Source organism: Methylobacterium sp. XJLW (genome assembly GCF_003254375.1).
GTDB classification, from domain to species: domain Bacteria; phylum Pseudomonadota; class Alphaproteobacteria; order Rhizobiales; family Beijerinckiaceae; genus Methylobacterium; species Methylobacterium fujisawaense.
Map to the genome: position 1 here is coordinate 6055280 of NZ_CP016429.1, position 23534 is coordinate 6078813.

Below are 23534 nucleotides of genomic sequence, written 5' to 3' on the forward strand. Positions count from 1 at the left end.
AGTGTGCGGCGCCGGACGTGGCAGGCTCATAGCGGCACGGCCTGCGTTAGGCAAGGCCACCGCCGACTATCGAGCACTTCAGAGGTCTCGATGCGACGCCAGTTCGTCTTCCAGGAAGGCCGCCACCGCCGCCCGGTCAATGCCCGGGGCGATGAAGCTCTGGCCGATCCCGCGGGCCAGGATAAAGGTCAGCGCGCCGTCGCGGACTTTCTTGTCCTGCGTCATCGCGTCGAGAATCGACCCGACGGTGCCGCATCCGCCCGGGACCGCCTGCAGACGGGTCGGCAGCCCGGCGAGGGCGAGATGGTTGGCGACGCGGCCGGCATCCTGCCCGCCGCAGAGCCCGAGCCGGGCCGAGAAGCGGAAGGCGAGCGCCATCCCGATCGCCACGCCCTCGCCATGCACCAGCCGGGCGGAATCGTAGCCCGTCAGGCGCTCCAGGGCGTGGCCGAAGGTGTGGCCGAGATTGAGCAGCGCCCGCTCCCCGTCCTCCCGCTCGTCCCGGGTGACCACCGCGGCCTTGGCCCGGCAGCAGGAGGCGACCGCCTGCTCGCGCTCCGGGCCGCCGGAGAAGATCCCGCGCCAGTTCGCCTCGCACCAGTCGAAGAAGCCCGGATCGGCGATCAGCCCGTACTTGGCGACCTCGGCATAGCCGGCGCGCATCTCGCGCTCGGAGAGGGTGTCGAGGGCGGCCGTATCGGCCAGGACGAGACGCGGCTGGTGGAAGGCGCCGATCAGGTTCTTGCCCAGCGGCGCATTGATGCCGGTCTTGCCGCCCACCGAGGAATCGACCTGGGCAAGGAGGCTCGTCGGCACCTGCACGAAGCGCACGCCCCGCCGCAGGGTGGCGGCCGCGAAGCCGGCGAGGTCACCGACCACGCCGCCGCCCAGGGCCACGACAAGGTCGCCGCGCTCGACCTTGAGGGCGAGCAGACCGTCGCAGACTTCCGCAAAGCCCGCATAGGACTTCGACGCCTCGCCCGGTGCCACCGTCACCACGCCCGCCTGAAGGCCGGCGCGCTCCAGGCTGGTGCGAAGCCGCGCGGCATAGAGGGCGCCGACGGTGGCGTCCGTCACGATGGCGGCGCGGCGTCCCCCGAGCGCGGCCACGGCGGCGCCGGCCGTGTCGATCAGCCCGCGGCCGATCAGGATGTCGTAGGCGCGGCCGGCGTCGAGGGGCACGTGGACGGTCAGGAGGTCCTGACGGGGCGTCGGCTCGGTCATGGGGCGGTTCGCTCGGGTCTCACTGGGCGGCAACGGGGACGGAGCCTTCGCCGCTGAGATGGGCGTCCAGCGCTTCCAGCACGTCCTGGACGACCCGGTCGTGCGACACCTCCCGGGAGATGACCATCACGTCGGCGGCGGCGTAGACCGGGTGGCGCACGGCCATCAGGTCCCGCATCGTCGCCTCCGGGTCCTCGGTCTGCAGCAGCGGACGGTTGCCGCGCTTGCGCACGCGCCGCATCAGCACGTCCAGATCGGCCTTCAGCCACACCGAGACCGCGGATTCGGCGATGCGGGCGCGCGTCGCCTCGCGAAGGTAGGCGCCGCCGCCGGTCGCCAGGACCAGCGGGCCGGCCCGGAGCAGCCGCGAGATCACCCGCTCCTCGCCGTCGCGGAAGCTCGGCTCGCCATAGATGGCGAAGATGTCGGGGATCGTCAGGCCGGCCGCCGCTTCGATCTCGATGTCGGCATCCTTGAAGATCAGCCCGAGGCGACTCGCCAGGCGCCGGCCGACGGTGCTCTTGCCCGCCCCCATGAGGCCGACGAGCACGATCGAGCGCAGGCCGAGCGCGCGGCGCAGACGCGCCTCGATCGGTTCACCCGCCGCCTCCTCGCTTATGGCCTCCTGCATCGACTCCTGCATCGCATCCGTGTGGCGTCCCCGCCTCCTCACCGGCCCCCGAGCGCCTGTCGCCGGGCTGCCTCCATCCTGCGGCAGGCTCTTAGCGCGATTCAAGCGGGCTGCGAAACGCATCGCTGTGTCGTTGTGGGCCTTGTCAGCGCCGCGTTCGCGTGGTCGAACCCGAGCACCCGCGGCGGCTCGGAGACAGCCCTCGCCCGTCCCCCTTCCCGCCGCCAGCGCCCGTCTGCCCGAGGTTCGACCGACGTGCCGACCCTATTCCGTTTCTTCGCCACCCTCGCGATCCTGGCGGGTCTGGTTTTCGCTGCGATGTTCGCCTTGGCGAATTTCGTCCAGCCGACGCCGCGGGAGATGACTGTTTCCATCCCCGCCTCGAAGCTCCAGCCCGGCAACCGTTGAGCGGGTCGGACGTCTCCGGCGATGCCGGCCGGGCGCTCTGCCCCGAGGCCGCCGACTATCTCGACATGCTGGCCGCCGAGCGCGGTGCCGGCCTCAACACCCTGACCGCCTACCGGCGCGATCTGGAGGATTATCTCGGTTACCTCGCCCGGTCGGGGACCGCGCTCGACGCCGTGGATTCCGGCACGCTCCGAGCCTTCCTGATCGATCTCGAGACCCGCGGCCTCAAGGCTTCCTCGGCAGCGCGGCGCCTGTCCTGCGTGCGCGGTTTCCACAAGTTCCTGTACGCCGAGGGGGGCGCCGAGAGCGATCCCAGCGTCGCGGTCTCCGGACCGCGCCGGGGACGGTCGCTGCCCAAGGTGCTCTCCATCGCGGAGGTCGACCGGTTGCTCGCCACCGCGCAGGCGGCCGCCGCCGCCGAGCAGCCGCCGGGGCCGGCCCGCCGGGCACGCCGGATGGTGTGCCTGCTCGAGTTGCTCTACGCCACGGGCCTGCGCGTCTCGGAGCTGGTCGCGCTGCCGCGCGCGGCGGGCGTGAGCCGCGAGCGCTACCTCTTCATCAAGGGCAAGGGCGGCCGCGAGCGCTTGGTCCCCCTGACCGAGGCGGCCTGCGCCGCCATGTCGGCCCATCTTCCGGCGGTGCCGGAGGACTCCGCGTGGCTGTTCCCCGCCGACAGCGACAGCGGCTATCTCACCCGGCAGGCCTTCGCCCGCGACCTGAAGACGCTCGCTGCGGCGGCCGGCCTGCATCCGGACCGCGTCAGCCCCCACGTGCTCCGTCACGCCTTCGCCAGCCATCTCCTGCAGAACGGGGCCGACCTGCGCATCGTCCAAGAGCTGCTCGGTCATGCCGACATTTCGACAACGCAGATCTACACGCACGTGCTCGATGAACGCCTGAAGGCGATGGTCCGCGATCTGCATCCGTTGATGGATGGCTGAGGATCACCGCACAGAACGCGTGGCAATCCTGGTCGATCGCCCCAATTGTATAGGTTATGCGAAATGCCTAAGAGGGGCCTTTCGCCATACCGGTACGCGAGCCAGCCTTTACCAGAGAGAGTTATCCTATGTCAGGCCCTTCGGCCTCGCAGATCGGCGCTGAGCTGGATCAGGCGGGGCACACGCGTGCCGATCAGCCTTCGCAGCAGGAGCGGCAGCGCCTCGACAATCAGCTGTGCTTCGCGGTCTACGCCGCCGCGCACGCCTTCGGTCGCGCCTACAGAAACCTTCTCGGGCGCTACGAGCTGACCTATCCGCAATACATCGTCCTGCTGGTGCTCTGGGAGCAGGACGGCCTTTCGGTGAAGGAGATCGGCAATCGTCTGTTCCTGGATTCAGGGACGCTGACGCCGCTCCTGAAGCGCCTCGAGGCCTCAGGCCGGGTTCGCCGTGCCCGCGACCGGGTCGACGAGCGTCAGGTCAGCATCTTCCTCACCCCGGCCGGCCTAGCCCTGCGCGACGAACTGGCCTGCATCCCCGACGAGGCGGGCGGCCTGACCGGCTTCGACATCCAGGGTCGCAAGGATCTCCTTCACGATCTCGTTACCCTCAGGTTGAGCCTTCAGGCAGGTCTCGCGTCCGACTAGGGACCGCACCCGGCCCGGGAGCGACCGCGCGGTCGCTCCCGGTTCTGGCTTGCGCGAATTCGCGTCTCAGGACTGCGTCTTGAGGTAGGCGATGACGTCGTTGATCTTCTTGTCGTCGGGATAGCCCTGGAAGATCATCTTGGTGCCCGGGACCTTCGCCTTCGGGTTCTTCAGCCACTCGTGCAGGTTGGCCTCGTCCCAGGTGATGCCCGAGTTCTTCAGGGCGGCGGAGTAGTTGTAACCCTCGTAGGTGCCCGCCTTGCGGCCGACGACACCCTTCAAATCAGGGCCCACGCCGTTCTTCTGGAAATTGTGGCACGCCTTGCAGGGAGCGAACGCCTTCTCGCCGGCGGCCGCATCCCCGGCCTCCTGGGCCTGTGCCGCGAGCGGCATGACAACGGCAAGGACGGCGCCGAAAACGAGTGAACGCATGGATTTCCTCCTGTTGGCCACCGTTGCGGCAGCGATGCGGGCAGAGCTTGCCTGCCTGGAATAGCTCTAAATGAATCTGCCCGGCGGGCGCAACGGCCTAGTCTGGCAAAGCCGTCGCCCGTGTTCAGATCGGCGGCCGACCCGGCGCGCCGCCTGCCTCAACACGGTGCGGCCGGTTTGGCTCCCCGGATGGCCGGAAGCCCCGTCCGGCCGCCGGCGGCCGGTCGCGCGCTCACCGCGCCTGTCTCAGACGCCGTGGTAGGTCCGATACCAATCGACGAAGTGCCCGATGCCCGTCTTCAACGGCGTGGCGGGGCGGAATCCGGTCTCGTGCACGAGATCGTCGATGTCGGCGTAGGTCGCCGGAACATCGCCCGGCTGCATAGGCAGCAGGATCTTCTCCGCCTTGCGGCCCAGGGCCGCCTCAAGGAGTGCAATCATCTCCAGAAGCGCCACCGGCTCGTTGTTGCCGATGTTGTAGATCCGGTAGGGGGCGGCGCTGGTCCCCGGATCCGGCTCGGCAGCGCTCCAGGCGGGGTTTGGCGTGGCCGGCCGTTCCGTCAAAGCCCGAATCCCCGCGACGATGTCGTCGATGTAGGTGAAGTCCCGGAGCATTTGCCCTTCGTTGAACACCCGGATCGGCTCGCCCGCCAGGATGGCGCGGGTGAACAGATACAGGGCCATGTCCGGCCGACCCCAGGGGCCGTAGACGGTGAAGAACCGCAGGCCGGTGGTCGGCAGCCCGTAGAGATGGCTGTAGCTGTGCGCCATCAGCTCGTTCGCCTTCTTGGTCGCGGCGTAGAGGCTGAGCGGATGGTCGACGTTCTGATGCACCGAGAAGGGCATGGTCGTGCCGCCGCCGTAGACGGAACTCGATGAGGCGTAGAGCAGATGCTCCACACCCCCGTGGCGGCAGGCCTCCAGAATGTTCAGGAAGCCGACGAGGTTGCTCGCCGCATAGGCATGGGGATCGGTGAGCGAATGACGCACGCCCGCCTGGGCTGCGAGGTGGATCACCGTCCGGAAGTCGTGACGGCGGAACAGCGCGTCGAGGCCGTCCCGGTCCGCGAGGTCGAGCCGCGTGAAGCTGTGGCCCTCGAAGCCCGCGAGACGGGAAAGCCGGGCCTCCTTGAGCCGCACGTCGTAATAGGCGTTGACGCTGTCGAGTCCGACGACCTGGCGGCCGGACTCGAGGAGACGCAAAGCGAGCTGGTTCCCGATGAAGCCGGCGACGCCGGTGATCAAGACAGGGGGCTGTGACATCCGCGGACCGACGGGCGGACAAGCCCGCCGAACGCGCGCTGTAGCATGGGGCCGGAAGCCGACAAATCGGATCGCAGCGGGCGCCGGGAGCGGCGATCCGGGATGCCCCTGCACGGCTTGTCGCCCCGGCTCTGAGCCCTGTAGGTTCGCGGGTGCCGTGCAGACAAACCCGCGACCGCTCCCGGACAGCCTGACGCGCCTGCTCGCCGTGCCGGAGCAGCGGGCGGTCGGAGCGCGTCCCGAGCCTTCGCGCAGGGGCGGCGTGTCACGAACACCGGATCGGCGCTCGGCGCACGCGGCGCTGGAGACAGCGATCCTCCGCGGGTTCGTGTTCGCCGTTTCGGGGGGCGTCTGGCTCGTCGTCCTGGCACTCTCCCTCCGGCACTTCGCACGGTAGGCGCTCCCCGCCGTGCCGCTGCGCCGGCTGCTGTGGATAGCGGGATTTCGTCGGGCCTTCTGCTTCTTCTAACCGTACGCGAACCGCCGAGTTCGCTATTGAGGCACCAAGACGGGGGCGGCTCTGCTGCAAGGATTGAGCGATGTCTCTGACGGGGCGTTTCTGGTTCCGAAAGACCTGGACGGGGCGACTGGTGTTGCTGGTCGAGGAAGAGCGTCCCCGCTGGTTCGGCCGCGGCTCCGGTAAGCCGCGCTGGCGCAACGCCAAGCTCCTCGACTTCGCCGAGCCGGAACTGCGTCCGCTCATGGCCATGGAGAAGCAGCACCGCGCGGCCGGCGTCACCGGCCAAGTGCGGGCCCTCCGCCCGGTCCCGTCCGCACCGGACAGACGCGCCGCGAACGGCTGAGGACGGGCGCGGCTGGGCGGCCTGCGCTGCGGTTTGGTCCAAGGACCGGCGATCCCCACCTATCGCGGATCGCTCCGCCCTGGCGGACGCCTCCGAGCCGGTAAAAGCCATGCCGCGGTACTTCTTCCATACGCATATCGGCGCGGATGTCGTCTCCGACCCGACCGGGACCGAGCTGCGCGATCCGGACGCGGCGTGGGAGATGGCCCAGGAGACGATCCGCGCCGCCCTGCGCAATCCGCAGAATCAGGCCCGGCTGATGACCGCATGCCTCGTGGTCATGGACGATGACGGCGAGGTCGTGCTGGAATTCCCGTTCAGCGAGGCCGTCGTGCTTCCGCCGTCGGAGGATCCGACGCGTCACTGAGAGCGACGACGCGCGCGATCCGCGCCCTACATCGCGGCGCAGCCTACCGATACGGAGCTGCGCCCGAATGGATTCGCCCCCGAACGATCTCGATGCCCGCGCGCTCGGCCGAGCCGCATCCGCCAAGGGCTCGGCCGCGAAAGCCCGCGCCTGCGCGCAGGGGACGGAAGCGCCCGCGCTCCGGCTGTCCGGTCATGACGAAGCCCTGGCGGATGGCGCAGAATCCGCGACCGGCGGTCTCGCCAAGCACCCGGTCGACGGATCGGCCCGCTGATGGACGCCCGGACCGCACCGCATCCCGGCGCACATCATCCTACGCTCGACCGCAAGTCGGTCGGGGCCGTCGTCCTGGGCAATGCTCTCGAGTTCTACGATTTCACGGTCTACGCCTTCTTCGCCAAGCCGATCGGCGAGGCCTTCTTCCCGGCAAACGATCCGACCCACAGCCTGCTGGCGTCGCTCGCCCTGTTCGGCATTGGCTACGTCATGCGGCCCATCGGCGGCGTGCTGATCGGCGCCTTCGCGGACCGTGCCGGCCGCAAGCCCGCGATGCTGATCACCATCGCGCTGATGGCGGTCGGCATGCTGATGCTGGCCGCCTGCCCCGCCTACGCGACGATCGGCGGCTGGGCACAGGTGATCGTCATCGCCGGACGGCTCGTGCAGGGGCTCGCCCTCGGCGGCGAGGTCGGCCCGTCCACCGCCTTCCTGCTGGAGGCGGCGCCGCCGGAGAAGCGCGGCTTCGTGACAAGTTGGCAGATCGCCAGCCAGGGCTGTGCGGCCCTGTTCGCCGGGATCTTCGCGACCGCCCTGGCGCTCGTCCTCGGCGACCAGGCCATGGCGCAATGGGGCTGGCGGCTGATGTTCGCCCTCGGCCTGTGCGTGGTGCCGGTCGGCCTCGTCATCCGCAGTCATCTGCCGGAGACGGCCGGCGCCGAGGAGGATCCGGACGCGGCCGCCTCGACCCTGGCGGTGGTCGGCCGGTTGCTGCGGGAGCATGGCCGGCTGCTGGGCCTGACCTTCCTGGTCATCGCCGCCTCCACCGTGTCGAACGCGGTCGGCACCAACATGCCGGTCTTCGCCGGCGCGACGCTCGGCTTGAGCGAGACGGCCGCCACGGCGGTGCCGATCGCGCTCGGGCTCGCCTCCGTGATCTTCCCGCTGCTCGGCGGCTGGCTCGCCGACCGGGTCGGCCGGCGGCCGGTGATGATCTGGCCGCGTGCGCTGATCCTGATCCTGGCGGTTCCGGCCTTCGCCTGGGTCGTGCAGGCGCCGAGCGCCGCCAGCGTCTACGCGGTCACCTTCCTGCTCTCGGCGCTGTCTTCCATCAACGCCGCCGCGGTGATCGTCGGCATTCCGGAGGCACTGCCGCGGGCCGTCCGCAGCGCCGGGCTGTCGATCGTCTACGCGGTCTCGGTCTCGGTGTTCGGCGGCAGCACCAACTACGTGGTGAACTGGTTGATCGCCACGACCGGCGACCGGCTCGCGCCGGCCTACTATCTCGCCGCGTTCAGCCTCGTCGGGACTGTTGCCGCCTTTTTGCTGCCGGAGACGCGCGGGCGGGACCTCGACGCCGACGCGGAGGCCTGAACAGACCGGCCGCATGCGCCCTGAGCATCGCGGCGCCATGCTCATGCATGCGCCGCGGGGCCAGGTGCCGGTGTATGTGCGCTCGCGCACGGCTCTCGCGGCCAGAGAACCGGTCTCCGGTTTCGAGGCTAGGTCGGCACGCTCGTGGGGCCTAGACCGGCGCCATGCCGAAGCCTTCCGAGACGCGCCGCCCGCTGGTCCTCGCCGCGGTGATGGCGGCGATGTTCATGATCGCCATCGAGGCGACGATCGTCTCGACGGCGATGCCGCAGATCGCCGGACAGCTCGGCGACCTCCACCTCTACGCCTGGGTGTTCGCCTCCTTCCTGCTGACCCAGACGGCCACCACGGTGGTGTTCGGCAAGCTGTCGGACCTCTACGGGCGCCGGCCGGTGCTGCTGTTCGGCATCGCGGTGTTCCTCGCAGGCTCCCTGCTGTGCGGGCTCGCGTGGTCGATGCCCTCGCTGATCCTGTTCCGCCTCGTGCAGGGCGTCGGCGCCGGGGCGATCCAGCCGGTGAGCCTGACCATCGTCGGCGACCTGTATTCGGCCCGCGAGCGCGGCCGGGTCCAAGGCTTCCTCGCCAGTGTCTGGGGGATCTCGTCGGTGGCCGGGCCGCTGGTCGGCGGCCTGATCATCGGCCATCTGAGCTGGCCGTGGATCTTCTGGATCAACCTGCCGATCGGCGTGATCGCGGCCGGCCTGTTCCTGCGCTTCCTCCACGAGGGCGTCGAGCGCCGCAGCCGCCAGATCGACGTGATCGGCGCGGCCCTGTTCACCGCGGCCATCGCGGCGCTGATGCTCGCGCTGACCGAGGCCGGTGAATCGGCCGAAGCCGCCCTGTGGCCGGCGCTGGCCTTCGTGGTGGCCGCGATCCTGTTCGTCGTCCAGGAGCGGCGCGCCCCGGATCCGATGCTCGACATCCGCCTGTGGATGCAGCGCCCCATCGCGACGGCCAACACCGCGACGCTGCTCTCCGGCATGACGGTGATCGGGCTCACGGCGTTCCTGCCGATGTACGTTCAGGGCGTTCTGCGGCAATCGCCCCTCATCGCCGGCCTGACGCTGACCCTGATGGTCCTCGGCTGGCCGATCGGCGCCACCACGGCGGCGCGCAGCTTCGTGCGGTTCGGCCTGCGCCCGATCCTGCTGGTCGGCGCGACCCTCCTGCCCCTCGGCGCGATCGCCTTCGTGGCGCTCGGGCCGGACACATCCCCCGTGGTGGCGGCCTGCGGCTCCGTGGTGATGGGGCTCGGCATGGGCTTCCTGTCCACCGCCGCCATCGTGATCATCCAGGACAGCGTCGCCTGGGCGCAGCGCGGGGCGGCGACGGCCTCGAACATCTTCTCGCGCAATCTCGGCTCGACCCTCGGCGCCACCGTGCTGGGCGCCGTGCTGAACTACCGGCTGACGCACCCGTCGAGCGGCCCGGCGGTGAATTCCGACCAGCTCCGCCGCCTGCTCGACGATCCCGGCAGCCTCGGCGCCGGCGGCGAAGCCATCCGGCACGGGCTGCAGCACGCCCTGCACGGCACGTTCTGGACGGTTTTCGTCGTGGCGGTGCTGACGCTGCTCCTGTCGCTCCTCGTTCCGCGGGTGGCGATCTCGGACCGTCCGCGCGAACTCGCCGTGGAGTAGCGTCGCAGCGCTCCGGCCGAACGACCGCATCTCCACAGCGGACCTTTGACTGTCCTGCCGGAGCCCCCTAGCGTCCGGCCATGCCCCTCGTGCCGCCCCCGCGCCCCGCAGCCCAGCCCGCGGCGGATATCCCGCCGACCCGCGTGCTCAATGCCAACCAGCCCGAATGGTCGGTGGGCGAACTGGCCGGTGCCCTGAAACGCACGCTGGAGGACGCCTTCGGCCATGTCCGCCTGCGCGGCGAGATCTCGGGCTATCGCGGCCAGCACGGCTCGGGCCACGCCTATTTCTCCCTGAAGGACGGGCAGGCGCGGATCGACGCGGTGGTCTGGAAGGGTGTGTTCGGCCGCCTGCGCCAGCGCCCCCAGGAGGGGCTGGAGGTCGTCGCCACCGGTCGCATCACCACCTTTCCCGGGAAGTCTTCCTATCAGATCGTCATCGAGAACCTGGAGCCGGCGGGTCTCGGGGCCTGGATGGCTCTTCTGGAGGAGCGCAAGAAGCTGCTCGCCGCCGAGGGGCTGTTCGCCCCCGAGCACAAGCGGCCCATCCCCTACCTGCCGCAGGTCGTCGGCGTCGTCACTTCGCCGACCGGCGCGGTGATCCGCGACATCCTCCACAGGCTGGAGGACCGGTTCCCGCGGCCCGTCCTGGTCTGGCCGGTGCGGGTCCAGGGCGACGGCGCGGCCGAGGAGGTCGCGGCCGCGATCCGCGGCTTCAACGCGCTTCCGGCGGGCGGCGCGATCCCGCGCCCGGACGTGCTGATCGTCGCCCGTGGCGGCGGCTCCATCGAGGATCTCTGGGCCTTCAACGAGGAATGCGTCGTCCGCGCCGCCTTCGAGAGCGCGATCCCGCTGATCTCGGCGGTCGGGCACGAGACCGACACCACGCTGATCGACTACGTGTCCGACCGCCGGGCGCCGACCCCGACGGGCGCCGCCGAGATGGCGGTGCCGGTCCGCGCCGACCTGATCGCCACGGTGGCGGACCTCTCCGCCCGTGGCAGAGGGGCGGTCGGGCGCCGGATCGACCGCGACCGGTCGGATCTGCGCGCCCTCGGACGTGCTCTGCCCAGTGCCGACGCCCTGCTGGCGGCCAAGCGCCAGCGGCTCGACCTCGCCGAGGCGCGCCTCGCCCCGGCCCTCGCGGCGGGCGCCAGCCGCCATCGCGCGCGGCTCCAGCTCCTCCTCGACCGGATGGCCCGGCGCTCGCCCGACGTGGTCCTCGCCAACGCCCGCGCGCGGCTGGCGCGGATCGACCACCGGCCGCTCAATGCCCTGCGCAACGACGTCCAGCGCAAGGGCGAAGCCCTGATCCAGCTCGGGCGGCGCCTCGTCGTCGCGCGGGAGGCCGGCCTGGAACGGGCCCGGGCGCTGCAGGCGCGCCACACCGACCGCCTGCACGCGCTGTCGGAGCGCCTCGCCCAGGCCGGGGCGCGCAGTATCGAGCGCCGCCGCGACCGTCTGGACGGGCTGGCGGGCCTGCTCGGTTCGCTCAGCTACCGCGCCGTGCTCGACCGCGGCTACGTGCTGGTGCGCGATGCCGCGGGGCTGCCGATGCGCCGCGCCGCGGATGCGGCGGCGGCCACCCGCCTCAGTCTGCAATTCGCCGACGGGACCGTGACGGCCGTGCCCGACGGGACGGCCGATCCGTCCGGGACGTCCGATCCATCCCCGTCGGCGAAGCCCGCGCGTCGCGGCGGCGCGGCCTCGCCGGCAACGTCGGGCAGGCGGACCGGTACGCGCCCTGCCCCGACGCGGCAGGGCTCGCTCTTCGACGCCTGAGACGACGGCCGGAGCGGGTGCGGGACTGGGCCGCGATCCGGCTCGCGTCTCAGCCGGGCTCCGGACCGACCCGATAGTGATAGCGGTACAGTTCGCGCTCGAAGCCGAGGGCGCGGTAGAGCGCCCGCGCCGGCGTGTTCGCCGCGACGACCTGCAGGCAGGCCGCCCGGACGCCCTCCGCCCTCCCCCAGCGCAGCAGCGCGGCCACGGCGCGCCGGGCATGGCCGCGGCCGCGCAGGGGTTCGGGCGTGGCCACCGCCTCGATGACCAGACAACCACCGTCGAGCACCCCGAAGGCGATCGCGCCGATCCCGCCCTCGGCCGCGGCCGCCGCGAAGGCCCGCGGCAGGGACAGGGCGGCGACGGTGTCGCGGAAGACCTGCGCGGCTGCGGCGTCCGCGTGGTTCACGGCATCGCGCACCGCCAGCCAGTCCTCACCGGGGACGGCGGCGACCGTCGCTGCCGGCTCAGGCACCGCCGGCAGGTCATCGAGCGCGCGGAGCAGCGTGCAGGTCTCGTCCACGACGGCGAAGTCCGCGTGAGACAGGAGCGGCTCCATCTGCGGAGCGATCGCCGGAATCCGGAAGATCGCGCGCCGCCCCAGACGCTCGTAGATGGCGCGCGCGGCCTCGATGGCCGGTCCGGGCGCGCCGCTCCCCCGCATGGGGGTCACGGAATTCTGCCGCTTCGAACGCCCGCCCGCGGCGCGCAGCAGGTAGCCGTGGATCAGGAGTTCGCGCGGGCTCGGCCAGGCGTTGAGGCAGGCTTCTTCCACGCGCCAGGCCTGTTCAAGATCCGTCACCACGGTCTCCTCCGTATGCCCTGATCGCACGCCGTCCCGGCTTGACCGTTCGGTCCGGGGCAAAACGTCGGCCATGCGGCGTCGCGTACGCTTGAAGCACTCTGGCACCGCGCGATGTCTCCGCAATGTCCGAACCTGAAGTCCTGTTCTGCCTTCACTTCCTGGGGGGCAGCGCCCGAAGCTGGGAGCCTTTGGCGCGTGCCCTCGCGGGGACGCCGCTGACATGTGTGCCGGTCGACTTGCCGGGCTTCGGCGATGCCGCCGGCACGCCGGGCTATTCCGTCGCCGCGATGGCCGATCACGTGGCCGAAGCCATCCGCGCGCGGGCTCCGGCCCGGTTCGGGATCGCCGGTCACAGCATGGGGGCAAAGGTCGCCTTGGCCTTGGCGCGCCGGGCCGAGGATGGCGAAGCGGGCCTGACCGGCCTCACCGATCTCATCCTGGTCTCCGGCTCGCCGCCGAGCCCGGAGCCGATCCCGGAGGACCGGCGCGCCAAGATGCTCGCCTGGATCGATGCGGATCCCGAGACGCGGCGGCGCGAGGCTCAGGCCTTCATACGCGCGAATGTCGGCGACCGGCTGGACCCTGAGACCGAGGAACGGGCGGTAGCCGACGTCCTGCGGGCCGCGCCGGCCGCCTGGAAGGCTTGGCTCGAGGCGGGCGCCAACGAGGATTGGTGCCGCCGCGTCGGCGTCCTGCGCACCCCGGCGCTGATTCTGGCCGGATCCGAGGACGCCGACCTCGGACCCGACGCGCAGCAGGCCCTGACGGCGCCCCACCTCGCACATCATCGCCTCGTGACGGTCGACGGCGTCGGCCATCTCCTGCCGCTGGAGCGGCCGGCCGCCCTGGCCGACGGGCTGCGCGCCCATGTCGACGACCGGCCCCGCCGACCGGTTGAGGCAGCCCCGGCGGTGGCGCCGGACTACGCGGCGCTGATCGCCTCCGAGCGGGTCAACGGCCGCCTGCGCCAGGCGCTCGCGGAGCGCGCCGCGCCGGACGACCCCGCCTATCGACCGGCAGCCATCGACCCTGTGGAACTCGCGATCCTGCGGGCCGCCCTCGCCCGGGTGATGCCGGTGCCGCATCTCGATCTCGCAGCCCGCCTCGATCGGCGGCTGGCGTCCGGCGCCGGCGACGGCTGGCGCTTCTCGGCCCTACCGCCGGACGCGGACGCCTACCGCGCCGCCCTGCGCACCCTGGATGCCGCAGCCCGGGCCGCGCAGGGCCGCCCGTTCACAACCCTCGACGCGCCACGGCAGGACGCGCTGCTCACCCTTTGCCAGCGTGGGGATCTGACGGTCACGGACGCCCTCGGAGGCCGGCTCGACGCCGACCGGATGCGGTTCTGGTTCGAGGATCTCCGCGCCGACGCGGTGCGGCTCTGGCTCGGCCACCCGGCTGCGCTGGCCCGGATCGGCTTCTCGGGCATCGGTGCCGGCGGCGACCGGCCGGGAGAAATCGCCGACGGCCTGCCGGGCTTCCACGCGGTCGGGCTCGACGCGCCGGAACCCTGGGAGCCCCAAGCGCTGCAGACGGAGGCAGGACGATGAATCTCGCGGGCATGCGGACCTACCGCGCGGACGACGTCGTCGATGCGGTCGTGGTGGGGACTGGCGCGGGCGGCGCGCCGCTCCTCGCGCGCCTCGCCGCCGCGGGCCTCAGGGTCGTGGCTCTGGAGGCTGGACCGAACTTCACGCCGGAGCGCTTCGCCTTCGACGAGACGCTGGCGGACGAGATCTACTGGACCGAGGAGCGGCTGAGCGGCGGCGCGACCCCGGAGGCCTTCGGGGCGAACAACAGCGGCACGGGTGTCGGCGGCTCGACGCTGCACTGGGGTGCCTTCGTGCCCCGGGCCGACACCCGCGACCTCCGGCTCCATACGGAGACCGGCGAAGGCGTCGACTGGCCGCTGACCTACGAGGACCTGCTTCCGTTCTACGAGCGGGTGGAGCGGTTTCTCGGCGTGTCGGGCGCGCCGAGCTATCCGTGGGATGCCGGCCGGCGCTATCCCCTGCCCCCGGTCCCGCGGAATGGCCCGGCCGACATCATGGCGCGGGCCTGCGAGGCCCGCGGCATCCGGTGGGCGGATGCGCCCGCCGCCGTGGTCTCCCAGGATTTCCAGTCCGAGGACGGACCCCGCCGCAACGCCTGCATCAATTGTGGCTTCTGCCACCAGGGCTGCCGCACGGGCGCCAAGGCGAGCATGGACGTGACCTACCTGCCGTACGCGGTGGCCCACGGTGCCGAGATCCGGGCCGAGGCCTTCGTCCACGGCCTGGAGCGCGCTGCCGACGGCCGGGTCACCGGCGTGGTCTACCGCCAGGACGGCGAGGATCGCCGGCAGCGGTGCGGCGCCGTTTTCCTCTGTGCCGGGGCCGTCGAGACTCCGCGCCTGCTGCTCAATCTCGGGCTCGCCAATTCCAGCGGCCAGATCGGGCGCAACTACATGGGGCACGTGGCGACCCAGGTCTGGGGCACCTTCGACAACGAGGTCCGGATGAACCGGGGCTATCCGTCCTCGCTGATCACCGAGGATTTCATCCGCGCCGGCGCCGACTTCGCCGGCGGTTACCTCATCCAGAGCCTCGGCGTGGTGCCGGTGACCTTCGGCAATGCGGTGGCGCGGGGGCGCGGCCTGTGGGGGAAGCCGCTCCTCGACTACCTCGACCGCTACAACCGCCTCGCCGGCATCGGCATCAACGGCGAGACCCTGCCCTGCGACGCCAACGTGCTGACCCTCGCCGACGAGACCGACGCGCACGGGATGCGCAAGGCCCATATCAGCTTCGGCTACGGCACCAACGAGGACCGCCTCAACGCGCATGCCACGAAGGTCATGCGCGGGCTCTGGGAGGAGGCGGGGGCCGAGGACATCTGGGTGCTGGAGCGCGTCGCCCACACGCTCGGGACCTGCCGGATGGGCCGCGACGGGTCGAGCGCCGTCGTCGATCCGCACGGCCGCAGCTTCGACATCGACAACCTGTGGATCTGCGACGGCTCGACCTTCCCGAGTTCGCTCGCGGCGAACCCGGCGCTGACCATCATGGCGCTCAGCCTGCGCAGTGCGGAGGCGTTCCTGGCCGGTCGGGCCTGAGGATGCCTCAGCCCGAAGCGGCGCGCAGGTCCGCGAGCCCGTGCCGCTGCCGGCCCTCCCCGTCGAAATTCGACGGGTCCAGCCATGCGGCGAAGCCGGCGCGGACCCGCGGCCACTCGGCGGCGGTGATCGAGAACCACGCCGTGTCGCGGGAGCGGCCCTTCACCACGACGGCGTTGCGGAAGATGCCCTCGAAGGTGAAGCCCAGCCGCAGTGCCGCCGCCCGGGACGGGGCGTTGAGGCTGTCGCACTTCCACTCGTAGCGCCGGTAGCCGAGTTCTTCGAAGGCCCGGGTCATCATCAGCGCCATCGCCTCCGTGGCGGCGGGCGAGCGCTGCAGACGCGGCCCGAAATGGAGATGGCCAACCTCGATCACGCCGTTACCCGGATCGATCCGGAGATACGAGGCGATCCCGAGCGCGTCGCCGCGCGCGGGATCGAGGATCGCGTAGAACAGCGGATCCTCGCTTGTCTGCTGGGTTTCCAGCCGCGCCCGGTAGGCCGCCGCGCTCTTTGGCATCTCGTCGCCGAGGTAGGTCCAGCCGCGCGTGTCGGGGGCAGCGCTGTAGGTCTCGAACAGGGCCCCGCCATGGGCGGCGGCGTCGAGCGGGACGAGCCGGCAGGTGCGGCCCTCCATGGGCGTCCGCGGCGGGCGCGGACGCGGGCTCCAGTCCGGCAGCGCCGGGCCGATGGGTTGGCCGAAGGCGTTGAAGCGCGCGCTCACAGGCCGCTCCGCTCGGCGACCAGCCCGGCGAGACCCGCCTCGCCCTCGGCGCGCAACCCCGCGATGACCCCGTGTCGGTCGGCCTCGGGCCTGTTCTGGCTCATCTTCCACTTCCCCTCGATCCGCGTGATCGGAATCTCGATGCCGATGATTCCCCGGACCTGGGCGGCCACAAAGGGCTCCGGCGCGTCGGCCACCGCCCACGGCTCGGCCCGCGGCAACTCGCGCAGGGCGGTGAGGTCGGCGACCTGGCGCCCGAGCCACTCCACATCCTCGATCATCTGCGGCCGGCCCCAGGCATGGACGGTGGCGTAGTTCCAGGTCGGGACGACGCGGCCGTGCTCGCGCTTGCTCGCGTACCAGCTCGGGGTGACGTAGCCCTGCGGCCCCTGGAACACGATCAGGCATTCCTCCACCGCGGCGAGATCCAGGCCCTGCGGGTTGGCGCGGGCGATATGCGCCCGCAGCACGCCGTGCGGCCCGGCCTCATCCAGCAGGAACGGGATCGGGTTCGCCGTCAGGCCGCCCGAGCCGGCCGTGATCAGCAGGCCGAGGGGATAGGCGCGGATCAGCGCGTGCTGAGCGGCGCGCGAATCGTCCCGGAAGTGAGGCGGCTGGTACATGGGTCCGTCCTGCGGCGGTGATGCCCACGCGTGCTTGACCGTTCGGCGGTCCAGGCGAAAGGTCCAATTCTCGAACTGCAACTGGACCAGTTTGCGCCATGTCCCGAAGCCCCCTGCCGCTGACGCTGGCCTTGGATGCCGCTGCCTCGACGCCGCTGCACGCGCAGCTCCGGGAGGGCCTGCGCGCCGCGATCCTCGACCGCCGCCTGCCGCGCGGGGCCCGGCTTCCGGCCTCGCGGGTCCTGGCGGCCGATCTCGGCTGCGCGCGCGGAACCGTGGTCCTGGCGCTGGAGCAGCTGACCGCCGAGGGCTACCTGACGGCGCGGCCGGGCTCGGCGACGCGCGTCGCCGCGACCCTTCCCGACGACGCGCTCCCCGCGCCAGGCCCGATCCGGCGACCGGGCGCCGAGCCGGCGCCGAACCTGTCGGGCCGCGGCGCCCGCCTCGTCTCCGCTCCGGCACGGCGCTACATGGCGGGGCCGGGCGTGCCCGACGCCTTCGCCCTCGGCCGGCCTGCGCAGGACGCCTTCCCGTTCGAGGTCTGGGCTCGCCTGCTCCAGGCCGAGTGGCGCCACGGTCCGACGGAGAAGCCCGACCCGCGCGGATCGCCGGCCCTGCGCGGCGCCATCGCCGCCTATCTGGCACAGGCCCGCGGCGTCGCCTGCGAGCCCGAGGACGTCATCGTCACGGCGGGCATCCGCCAGAGCCTGCGCCTGCTCGCCGAGCTGCTGCTCGATCCCGGCGAGACCGCCCTGGTCGAGGAGCCGGGTTTCCCCGGCATCGCGCAGGCCCTCGCCAGCGCCGGCCTGCGCCCGGTGCCCGTCCCGGTCGGTCCAGGCGGCCTGTCGGTGGCCCTGGCCGCCGCGCCGGCGGCGGAGGCGCGGCTCGCGGTGGTGACGCCGGCCCACCATTACCCCCTCGGGTACGCCATGAGCCTGGAGAACCGCCTCGACCTCCTGGCCTGGGCCGAGGCGGTCTCGGGCTGGATCGTCGAGGACGACTACGACGGAGCCTATCGCTATGCCGGGCGTCCGCTGGCGCCCTTGCGGGCCCTCGATCGCGGTGGACGGGTGATCTATGTCGGCAGCTTCTCCAAGCTGCTGCTCCCCGCACTGGGCTTGAGCTATCTCGTGCTGCCGCGCGGGCTCGTGGCGCCGGTGAATCAGGCCCTCGCGGAGACGGGGCCCGCCCCGCCCGGGATCGGTCAGTGGGCGCTGGCCCGGTTCATCGAGGACGGACACCTCGCCGGCCATCTCCGCCGGACGCGACGCCTCTACGCCCTGCGCCAGGAGGCGCTGATCGAGGCCGCGCGCCGCCATGCCGGGGATGTCGCCGTAATCGCCCCCATGGAGGGCGGGATGCACGTCATCGCCCGGCCGGGGCCAGCCTGGGCCGCAGCCCTCACCGACGTGGCCGCCGCAGCCGCACTCGGCCGGGCGGGAATCTCCGCGGTCGCGCTCTCGGCCTATCATGCCGGGCCGGCGGAGCCGGGCTTGCTGCTCGGCTATGCCGCTGTGCCGGAGCGGGCGATCGACCCGGCCGTGCTGCGCCTGGCGGAGACCCTGCGCGCCGTCCCGATCACTCCGGTCGCGGTGTCAGCGTGACGACGGTGCGCCCCTGGTCGGCCCGCACGTCCAGGCTCCGCAGGGCCTTCATCCGGACGGTCGCGCCGCGGTCCGGTGCGACGCGCACGATGCGTTCCCCGTCGATGCGCAGGCTGAAGGCGGTCTCCCCCGTGACCCGCAGCAGCCTTGCGCCCCGGAAGGGCGCGAGGGTCACAGGCGTCCAGCCGGCCTGAGCCGTGATCCGGACCGGCGCGGGACGCCCCGCCCGCCTGCCCTGCGCGAGCCACGCGAGCGCGCCGATGGTGAAGAGCGCCAGCACGACCCGGCGGGGCCGCGGCGCGCGGCGGTCGATGCAATGGAGGCGCTGGGGGAAGCAGGGCTTCCGGGGCGGACGGCGCCGTCGCGCGCGCGGGTCGGTCCAATTCCGGTGACGGCACCAGCAGGACGTGGACCGCGGGGACGGGCCCGTCATCCGGGCCGGACCGCGGCAGCTCCTGGGCGGCGCCGCAGAAGGGGCAGAACCGGACGGCGATGTAGTGGCCGCGCCCGCAGGTGGTGCAATGGCGGTCCGGCGACAGAGGGGCTGCGGTCACGGTCGGAGTGCCGTCAGTGCACGATCGCGCCCGTTTCCATGAACCGGGCCAGGCGCACGATCAGCGGGGCGACCATCACCCGGTCGAGCTGCGGCAGCAATCCGGTTCGGGCATGGGCGACATTGGCTTCAGCCTGCTCCCGGGCCAGACGATGCCAGCGCGCCCGGTCGCCCCGACACGTCGCCCAGGCCCGCTCGATCGACCGGAACACGAGCGGCAGGCGCTCGGCCGGGTCGGCCGCGAGATCGTAATGGTGGTCGATCAGGCCGCCGAAGGTCTGGAAGCCGAGTTCGGACAGCCGCTCGACGGCGCGCGGCGCGCCCACCATCACGAAGGGCAGGCCCGTCGCCGCCGCCTTGATGGATTTCTCGGTGATGCGCTCGACACCCAGCTCGAAGAAGTCGGTCTCCGAGATGACGGTCAGGTCGCACTCCGCGTAGGCGCCGGTGTCGAGGGTCATGACCATGTCGGTGCCCTGATCGGCATCGATCCGCCGCGCCCGGCGCGGGATCCAGCTGCCGACATCGGCGAGCAGAGGGCCGAAAGCCGCCTCGATCTCCGGCGGGGCGTGGAAGACGTTGATGCCGCCCGCCTTCGGGTTGTCCTCGCCGATGCCGTGGAAGGAGATCAGCCCGTCCCTGTCCAGCCCGTTGAGCTGGAACCACCGGTAGAGCAGCACTCGGTGCCAGCGCAAAGCCGCGTTCTGGCAGAGGAAGCGGGCCGGGCCGGAGGCGCGGGCGAAGGGCGTGTAGCCGGTGCGATCGAGGGCATGCTGGGGGAAGAGCCGCGGACCCGCCTCGGCGTCCAGCCAGAGGGCAACCTGGAGCGGGAAGAACTCGAAGGTCCAGAACCGCAGGCCCTCGCCGTAGAGCCGCTCGTAATCGAGCCGCAGCAGCCGGTTCTGCGTGACTAGGATCACCCGATCGCGCGGGATGCCGAGCCCCGCGAGGTTGCGGTGAAGCGCCTCGAAGGTCGGCGCGTGCAGGCCCGGCCCCTCGTTGGAGAGATCGAGGAGGAGCGCGGCGCGCCCGGCGCGGAGGTTCTCGGCGTCTCCCGGTTCGAGGAGGTCGAGGCGGCCGTTCGCCTCCGGAAAGCCGAGGCGCACGAAATCGAGGACGGGGAGGCAGAGGACGTGATTCGCCGTGCCGGGCTGGGCCGTGACGGTGATCCGCTTGCCCAGCCAGCCGAGGGCCGCCGTCAGGAAGTGCCCGGCCTCGCCCCGGGGAACGAGCAGGATCTCGGACGAGACTGGCTCGGAGAGGACTTGGCTCATCGTGACGCCCGCGCGGCCGGATCGGACGCGGTCCGCCACCGCGGGACCGCGCCGAGCCGGATAAAGCCTCGGCGCGGGGGCGTCGAGGTCAGGCCGGGACCGCCTCGGCGGCGCGCACGGGCGTCGGGCCGGCCCGGTAGGCCGCCGAGGCCTCCTCGGTCCGCCAGCAGGCGACGCGGTGGCCGGGGGCGATCTCGGCGACCGGCGGCATCTCCCGGCGGCAGCGCTCCTCGGCCAGGAAGCAGCGCGGCGCGAAGGGGCAGCCCGGCGGGCGGTTCGCGAGGTCGGGCGGGCTGCCCGGGATGGTCTCGAGCCGGGAGCCCTTGGCCAGCGCCCCTTCCGCCCGGCTGCGCAGAAGGCCGATCGTGTAGGGGTGGTGCGGGTCCAGGACCACCTGATGCGCGGTGCCGGTCTCGACGATCTTGCCCGCGTACATCACGGCAATCCGGTCGGCGACCTCCACGGCCGCGCCGAGATCGTGGGTGACGATGATGATCGACAGGCCGAGGTCGCGCTGGAGCTCGCGCAGGAGCAGCAGCACCTGGATCTGCACCGTGGCGTCCAGCGCCGTGGTCGGCTCGTCGGCGAGCAGCACCTGCGGCCGGCAGGCCAGCGCCAGCGCGATCATCGCTCTCTGGCGCATGCCGCCCGACATCTCGTGCGGGTAGTTGTCGAGCCGCCGCTCCGGGCTCGGGATCCGCACCCGCTCGAACAGGGCCAGCGCCCGCTTCCGGGCTTCGTCCTTGGAGATCGTTTCGTGGCGCAGGATCGCCTCGGTGATCTGCCGGCCCACGGTGTAGACCGGGTCGAAGGCGAGCAGCGGCTCCTGGAAGATCATCGAGACGTCGCCGCCGCGGAAATCGGCGAGCTGACGCTTGGTGAGCGCCTGTACGTCCCTGCCGGCGGCCAGGATCCGGCCCTCGATGCGGCTGCGCCCTTCCGGGAACAGCCGCAGGATCGCGCGGAGCGTGACGCTCTTGCCGGAACCGGATTCGCCGATCAGCGCCATCGCCTGACCACGCTCCACGGTGAGGTCGACGCCGTCGACCACCTGAACCTTGCCGAAGGCGACGCGCAGGTCCTTGAGGACGACTGCGGGTTCTGAGGAAGAGATCGGCGTGCTCATGGGCATGCTCATGCGGCGAGCGCGTCTGCGCGGGCCGCGGAATGGCCCGATCCGGGCTGACGGGCGAGGCAGGCGACACGGTGCAGGGGCCGGATTGCGTCGAGGGGCGGTTCCTTCTGGCTGCACACGCCCTCCGCCAGGGCGCAGCGCGGGTGGAAGCGGCAGCCCGGGGGCGGGTCGATCGGGTTCGGCGGGTCGCCGGCCAGCAGCGCGGCCTGGGTGCGGTTGTCGGGATCGAGCGACGGCATCGAGGCGAGCAGCGCCTCGGTGTAGGGATGCGCCGGTGCGTCGAGCACCGTGTCGGACGGCCCGATCTCCGCAACCCGGCCGAGATACATCACCATCACCCGGTCGGAGATGAAGCGCACGACGTTCAGGTCGTGGCTGATGAAGATGTAGGTCAGGCCGAACTCGGCCTTGAGGTCGAGCAGCAGGTTCAGGACCTGCGCCTCCACGGACTTGTCGAGCGCCGAGACCGCCTCGTCGAGCAGCACGAGCCGCGGCTCCAGGGCGAGGGAGCGGGCGATGTTGACCCGCTGGCGCTGGCCGCCGGAGATCTCGTGCGGGTAGCGCCCGGCGAAGCGCTTCGGCTCCAGGCCGACCCGGGCGAGCAGCGCGCGGGCGCGCTCCACCGCCTCCCGGCCGGGCACGCCGTTCACCTTCGGGCCGAAGGCGATCGACTGCTCCACGGTCATGCGCGGATTGAGCGAGGCGTAGCTGTCCTGGAAGACCATCTGGACCTGACGGCGGTAGGCCCGCCACGGCATGGCGCGCTCGCCGATGGCCTGACCGTCGTACAACATCTGGCCGGAATCGCGCTCGATCAGGCCCATCAGCAGCTTGGCGGTGGTCGACTTCCCGCAGCCGGATTCGCCGACGATGCCCAGCGTCTCGCCCTTGAGCACGTCGAAATCGACGCCGTCGACGGCGCGGACCACCTGCTTTTTTCCGCCGGCCTTGCGGACCGGGAAGTGTTTGATGAGGCCCGAGACCGACAGGAGCGGCTGGGCGGGTCCGCCGCGGTCGCGGGCGAACGGGTCGGGGGCGTCCGGGATGACGCTCACTGGCGAATCTCCATGGCGGACCGGAGCCCGTCCGAGAACAGGTTGAAGGCGATCGAGACGATGAAGATGCAGACGCCCGGGAGGGCGGCCACGACCGGGTTGACGTAGATCGCGGTGCGCAGGGTGTTCAGCATCAGGCCCCATTCGGGCTCGGGCGGGCGCACGCCGAGGCCGAGGAACGACAGGCCGGAGGCCAGGATCATCGAGACCGAGATCAGGCTGGTCGCGTAGACGAAGATCGGCCCGACGACGTTGCCCAGCACCTGCACGCGCATGATCGTCAGCGCCGAGGCGCCCGACAGCTTGGCGGCGTCGATGTAATCGCGCTTGCGGATGCCCGTGGTGACGCTCTCCGCCACCCGGGCGATCTGGGGCACGAAAACGCAGGTCAGCGAGACGATCGAGTTGAAGATGCCGGCGCCGAGCGCCCCGGACAGCGCGATCGCGAGGAGCACGGACGGAAACGCGAAGAAGACGTCGATGGTGCGCATCAGGATCGTGTTGGTCCAGCCTCCGACATAGCCCGCCAGGATGCCGATGCCGGAGCCGATCACGAAGGCGATCAGCACCGGGGTGACGCCGATGAACAGCGACAGCCGCGAGCCCAGCATCAGCCGGCTGATCATGTCGCGGCCGAGCTCGTCCGAGCCCAGCCAGTAGGTGGCGTCGCCGACATGCTTCAGGCGGCGCAGCATGGAGCCCTTGTAGGGATCCATCGGGGTGATCCACGGCGAGAGGATCGCGATGAGCACGACGATCAGGATCACGGCGCCGGCGCCCATGGCGACGGGGTCGCGCACCAGACGGTGGCCGACATGGCCCCAGAAGCCCCGCGACGGGGCGAAGGCGGCCTCCGGCCCGTGGGTCACGTCCTCGGCGGCAAGCACGCCGCCGTCGAGGGCCACGGAGGCCGCGGTGACGGGAGCAGTCATCATCGGGCTCC

24 protein-coding genes are annotated in these 23534 nt (G+C 71.7%); 12 read left to right on the forward strand and 12 right to left on the reverse strand.

Going from position 1 to position 23534, the window contains the following annotated elements; genetic code table 11:
* Positions 1-78: 78 nt before the first annotated feature.
* Positions 79-1224, reverse strand: coding sequence for a 3-dehydroquinate synthase (gene aroB, locus A3862_RS28060; protein ID WP_111474209.1), 1146 nt, complete (start codon positions 1222-1224; stop codon positions 79-81).
* A 19-nt stretch (positions 1225-1243) separates the two neighbouring features.
* Complete coding sequence (locus A3862_RS28065; protein WP_051044824.1) at positions 1244-1855, reverse strand: shikimate kinase; 612 nt, start codon at positions 1853-1855, stop codon at positions 1244-1246.
* A gap of 255 nt (positions 1856-2110) precedes the next feature.
* On the opposite strand from A3862_RS28065, the gene A3862_RS28070 reads away from it, so the two are divergent.
* The 3 genes from A3862_RS28070 (at position 2111) to A3862_RS28080 (ending at position 3851) form a co-directional block, all read left to right on the forward strand.
* Positions 2111-2263 (forward strand): hypothetical protein, encoded by a 153-nt coding sequence (locus A3862_RS28070; protein ID WP_043351982.1) that lies wholly within the window; start codon positions 2111-2113, stop codon positions 2261-2263.
* Positions 2264-2328: 65 nt separating this feature from the next.
* Complete coding sequence (locus A3862_RS28075; protein WP_051044825.1) at positions 2329-3204, forward strand: site-specific tyrosine recombinase XerD; 876 nt, start codon at positions 2329-2331, stop codon at positions 3202-3204.
* Positions 3205-3332: 128 nt separating this feature from the next.
* Positions 3333-3851: a MarR family winged helix-turn-helix transcriptional regulator gene (locus tag A3862_RS28080; RefSeq protein ID WP_043383865.1), complete on the forward strand. Its 519-nt coding sequence runs from the start codon at positions 3333-3335 to the stop codon at positions 3849-3851.
* A 66-nt stretch (positions 3852-3917) separates the two neighbouring features.
* On the opposite strand, the gene A3862_RS28085 is transcribed toward A3862_RS28080, so the two are convergent.
* The gene (locus A3862_RS28085) at positions 3918-4283 is read right to left on the reverse strand and encodes a c-type cytochrome (protein WP_024831013.1); all 366 of its coding nucleotides are present in this window, start codon (positions 4281-4283) and stop codon (positions 3918-3920) included.
* A 246-nt stretch (positions 4284-4529) separates the two neighbouring features.
* Complete coding sequence (locus A3862_RS28090; RefSeq protein WP_111474210.1) at positions 4530-5546, reverse strand: NAD-dependent epimerase; 1017 nt, start codon at positions 5544-5546, stop codon at positions 4530-4532.
* A 539-nt stretch (positions 5547-6085) separates the two neighbouring features.
* On the opposite strand from A3862_RS28090, the gene A3862_RS28100 reads away from it, so the two are divergent.
* The 6 genes from A3862_RS28100 to xseA all read left to right on the forward strand — a co-directional run bounded on the left by A3862_RS28100 (position 6086) and on the right by xseA (position 11724).
* On the forward strand, positions 6086-6349 hold the full coding sequence (locus A3862_RS28100) for a hypothetical protein (RefSeq protein ID WP_043351989.1): 264 nt from the start codon (positions 6086-6088) through the stop codon (positions 6347-6349).
* Positions 6350-6458: 109 nt separating this feature from the next.
* Positions 6459-6716, forward strand: a complete 258-nt coding sequence (locus tag A3862_RS28105) for a DUF6894 family protein (RefSeq protein WP_043351991.1) — start codon at positions 6459-6461, stop codon at positions 6714-6716.
* A 67-nt stretch (positions 6717-6783) separates the two neighbouring features.
* Positions 6784-6990: a hypothetical protein gene (locus A3862_RS28110; protein ID WP_043755776.1), complete on the forward strand. Its 207-nt coding sequence runs from the start codon at positions 6784-6786 to the stop codon at positions 6988-6990.
* Complete coding sequence (locus A3862_RS28115) at positions 6990-8306, forward strand: MFS transporter (protein ID WP_043383873.1); 1317 nt, start codon at positions 6990-6992, stop codon at positions 8304-8306. The genes A3862_RS28110 and A3862_RS28115 overlap by 1 nt, the downstream gene beginning before the upstream one ends.
* A gap of 164 nt (positions 8307-8470) precedes the next feature.
* Complete coding sequence (locus A3862_RS28120; protein WP_111474212.1) at positions 8471-9943, forward strand: MDR family MFS transporter; 1473 nt, start codon at positions 8471-8473, stop codon at positions 9941-9943.
* 80 nt (positions 9944-10023) lie between these two features.
* Positions 10024-11724, forward strand: coding sequence for an exodeoxyribonuclease VII large subunit (gene xseA / locus A3862_RS28125; RefSeq protein WP_111474213.1), 1701 nt, complete (start codon positions 10024-10026; stop codon positions 11722-11724).
* A 49-nt stretch (positions 11725-11773) separates the two neighbouring features.
* On the opposite strand, the gene A3862_RS28130 is transcribed toward xseA, so the two are convergent.
* Positions 11774-12526 carry a GNAT family N-acetyltransferase gene (locus A3862_RS28130; protein WP_043755771.1) on the reverse strand — a complete coding sequence of 251 codons (753 nt, stop codon included), beginning with the start codon at positions 12524-12526 and terminating at the stop codon, positions 11774-11776.
* Between the two features lie 125 nt (positions 12527-12651).
* Here A3862_RS28130 and A3862_RS28135 point away from each other — a divergent pair, with 125 nt between their 5' ends.
* Together A3862_RS28135 and A3862_RS28140 are read left to right on the forward strand one after the other, a co-directional pair.
* Entirely contained in the window at positions 12652-14079 is a 1428-nt protein-coding gene (locus A3862_RS28135) for an alpha/beta hydrolase (protein WP_043755769.1), read from the forward strand.
* On the forward strand, positions 14076-15623 hold the full coding sequence (locus A3862_RS28140) for a GMC family oxidoreductase (RefSeq protein ID WP_043755767.1): 1548 nt from the start codon (positions 14076-14078) through the stop codon (positions 15621-15623). The genes A3862_RS28135 and A3862_RS28140 overlap by 4 nt, the downstream gene beginning before the upstream one ends.
* A 7-nt stretch (positions 15624-15630) precedes the next feature.
* Here A3862_RS28140 and A3862_RS28145 read toward each other — a convergent pair whose 3' ends face one another.
* Positions 15631-16347: a GNAT family N-acetyltransferase gene (locus tag A3862_RS28145; protein ID WP_043755764.1), complete on the reverse strand. Its 717-nt coding sequence runs from the start codon at positions 16345-16347 to the stop codon at positions 15631-15633.
* Positions 16344-16970: an FMN-binding negative transcriptional regulator gene (locus A3862_RS28150; protein ID WP_043755763.1), complete on the reverse strand. Its 627-nt coding sequence runs from the start codon at positions 16968-16970 to the stop codon at positions 16344-16346. Before A3862_RS28150 ends, A3862_RS28145 begins: the two co-directional genes overlap by 4 nt.
* A 98-nt stretch (positions 16971-17068) precedes the next feature.
* On the opposite strand from A3862_RS28150, the gene pdxR reads away from it, so the two are divergent.
* Complete coding sequence (pdxR, locus tag A3862_RS28155; protein ID WP_043755761.1) at positions 17069-18574, forward strand: MocR-like pyridoxine biosynthesis transcription factor PdxR; 1506 nt, start codon at positions 17069-17071, stop codon at positions 18572-18574.
* Here the strand turns inward: pdxR and A3862_RS28160 are convergent.
* From A3862_RS28160 to A3862_RS28180, 5 genes are all read right to left on the reverse strand, one after another.
* Positions 18549-18854, reverse strand: coding sequence for a hypothetical protein (locus A3862_RS28160; RefSeq protein ID WP_043755759.1), 306 nt, complete (start codon positions 18852-18854; stop codon positions 18549-18551). The genes pdxR and A3862_RS28160 overlap by 26 nt on opposite strands.
* 287 nt (positions 18855-19141) lie before the next feature.
* Positions 19142-20401 (reverse strand): hypothetical protein, encoded by a 1260-nt coding sequence (locus A3862_RS28165; protein WP_043755758.1) that lies wholly within the window; start codon positions 20399-20401, stop codon positions 19142-19144.
* 88 nt (positions 20402-20489) lie between these two features.
* Positions 20490-21527, reverse strand: a complete 1038-nt coding sequence (locus A3862_RS28170) for an ABC transporter ATP-binding protein (protein WP_111474395.1) — start codon at positions 21525-21527, stop codon at positions 20490-20492.
* 8 nt (positions 21528-21535) lie between these two features.
* Positions 21536-22591, reverse strand: a complete 1056-nt coding sequence (locus A3862_RS28175) for an ABC transporter ATP-binding protein (protein ID WP_043755754.1) — start codon at positions 22589-22591, stop codon at positions 21536-21538.
* Positions 22588-23523 (reverse strand): ABC transporter permease, encoded by a 936-nt coding sequence (locus A3862_RS28180; protein ID WP_043351394.1) that lies wholly within the window; start codon positions 23521-23523, stop codon positions 22588-22590. Before A3862_RS28180 ends, A3862_RS28175 begins: the two co-directional genes overlap by 4 nt.
* Positions 23524-23534: the final 11 nt, after the last annotated feature.

Excerpts from the sequence above, each read along its gene's own strand:
- A3862_RS28150 (WP_043755763.1), bottom strand. The coding sequence starts at position 16,970 with ATGTACCAGCCGCCTCACTTCCGGGACGATTCGCGCGCCGCTCAGCAC.
- xseA (WP_111474213.1), top strand. The coding sequence starts at position 10,024 with ATGCCCCTCGTGCCGCCCCCGCGCCCCGCAGCCCAGCCCGCGGCGGAT.
- A3862_RS28120 (WP_111474212.1), top strand. The coding sequence starts at position 8,471 with ATGCCGAAGCCTTCCGAGACGCGCCGCCCGCTGGTCCTCGCCGCGGTG.
- A3862_RS28080 (WP_043383865.1), top strand. The coding sequence starts at position 3,333 with ATGTCAGGCCCTTCGGCCTCGCAGATCGGCGCTGAGCTGGATCAGGCG.
- aroB (WP_111474209.1), bottom strand. The coding sequence starts at position 1,224 with ATGACCGAGCCGACGCCCCGTCAGGACCTCCTGACCGTCCACGTGCCC.
- A3862_RS28100 (WP_043351989.1), top strand. The coding sequence starts at position 6,086 with ATGTCTCTGACGGGGCGTTTCTGGTTCCGAAAGACCTGGACGGGGCGA.
- A3862_RS28135 (WP_043755769.1), top strand. The coding sequence starts at position 12,652 with ATGTCCGAACCTGAAGTCCTGTTCTGCCTTCACTTCCTGGGGGGCAGC.
- A3862_RS28085 (WP_024831013.1), bottom strand. The coding sequence starts at position 4,283 with ATGCGTTCACTCGTTTTCGGCGCCGTCCTTGCCGTTGTCATGCCGCTC.
- A3862_RS28180 (WP_043351394.1), bottom strand. The coding sequence starts at position 23,523 with ATGACTGCTCCCGTCACCGCGGCCTCCGTGGCCCTCGACGGCGGCGTG.
- A3862_RS28170 (WP_111474395.1), bottom strand. The coding sequence starts at position 21,527 with ATGAGCACGCCGATCTCTTCCTCAGAACCCGCAGTCGTCCTCAAGGAC.
- A3862_RS28075 (WP_051044825.1), top strand. The coding sequence starts at position 2,329 with ATGCTGGCCGCCGAGCGCGGTGCCGGCCTCAACACCCTGACCGCCTAC.
- pdxR (WP_043755761.1), top strand. The coding sequence starts at position 17,069 with ATGTCCCGAAGCCCCCTGCCGCTGACGCTGGCCTTGGATGCCGCTGCC.
- A3862_RS28115 (WP_043383873.1), top strand. The coding sequence starts at position 6,990 with ATGGACGCCCGGACCGCACCGCATCCCGGCGCACATCATCCTACGCTC.
- A3862_RS28090 (WP_111474210.1), bottom strand. The coding sequence starts at position 5,546 with ATGTCACAGCCCCCTGTCTTGATCACCGGCGTCGCCGGCTTCATCGGG.
- A3862_RS28105 (WP_043351991.1), top strand. The coding sequence starts at position 6,459 with ATGCCGCGGTACTTCTTCCATACGCATATCGGCGCGGATGTCGTCTCC.
- A3862_RS28165 (WP_043755758.1), bottom strand. The coding sequence starts at position 20,401 with ATGAGCCAAGTCCTCTCCGAGCCAGTCTCGTCCGAGATCCTGCTCGTT.
- A3862_RS28065 (WP_051044824.1), bottom strand. The coding sequence starts at position 1,855 with ATGCAGGAGGCCATAAGCGAGGAGGCGGCGGGTGAACCGATCGAGGCG.
- A3862_RS28140 (WP_043755767.1), top strand. The coding sequence starts at position 14,076 with ATGAATCTCGCGGGCATGCGGACCTACCGCGCGGACGACGTCGTCGAT.
- A3862_RS28110 (WP_043755776.1), top strand. The coding sequence starts at position 6,784 with ATGGATTCGCCCCCGAACGATCTCGATGCCCGCGCGCTCGGCCGAGCC.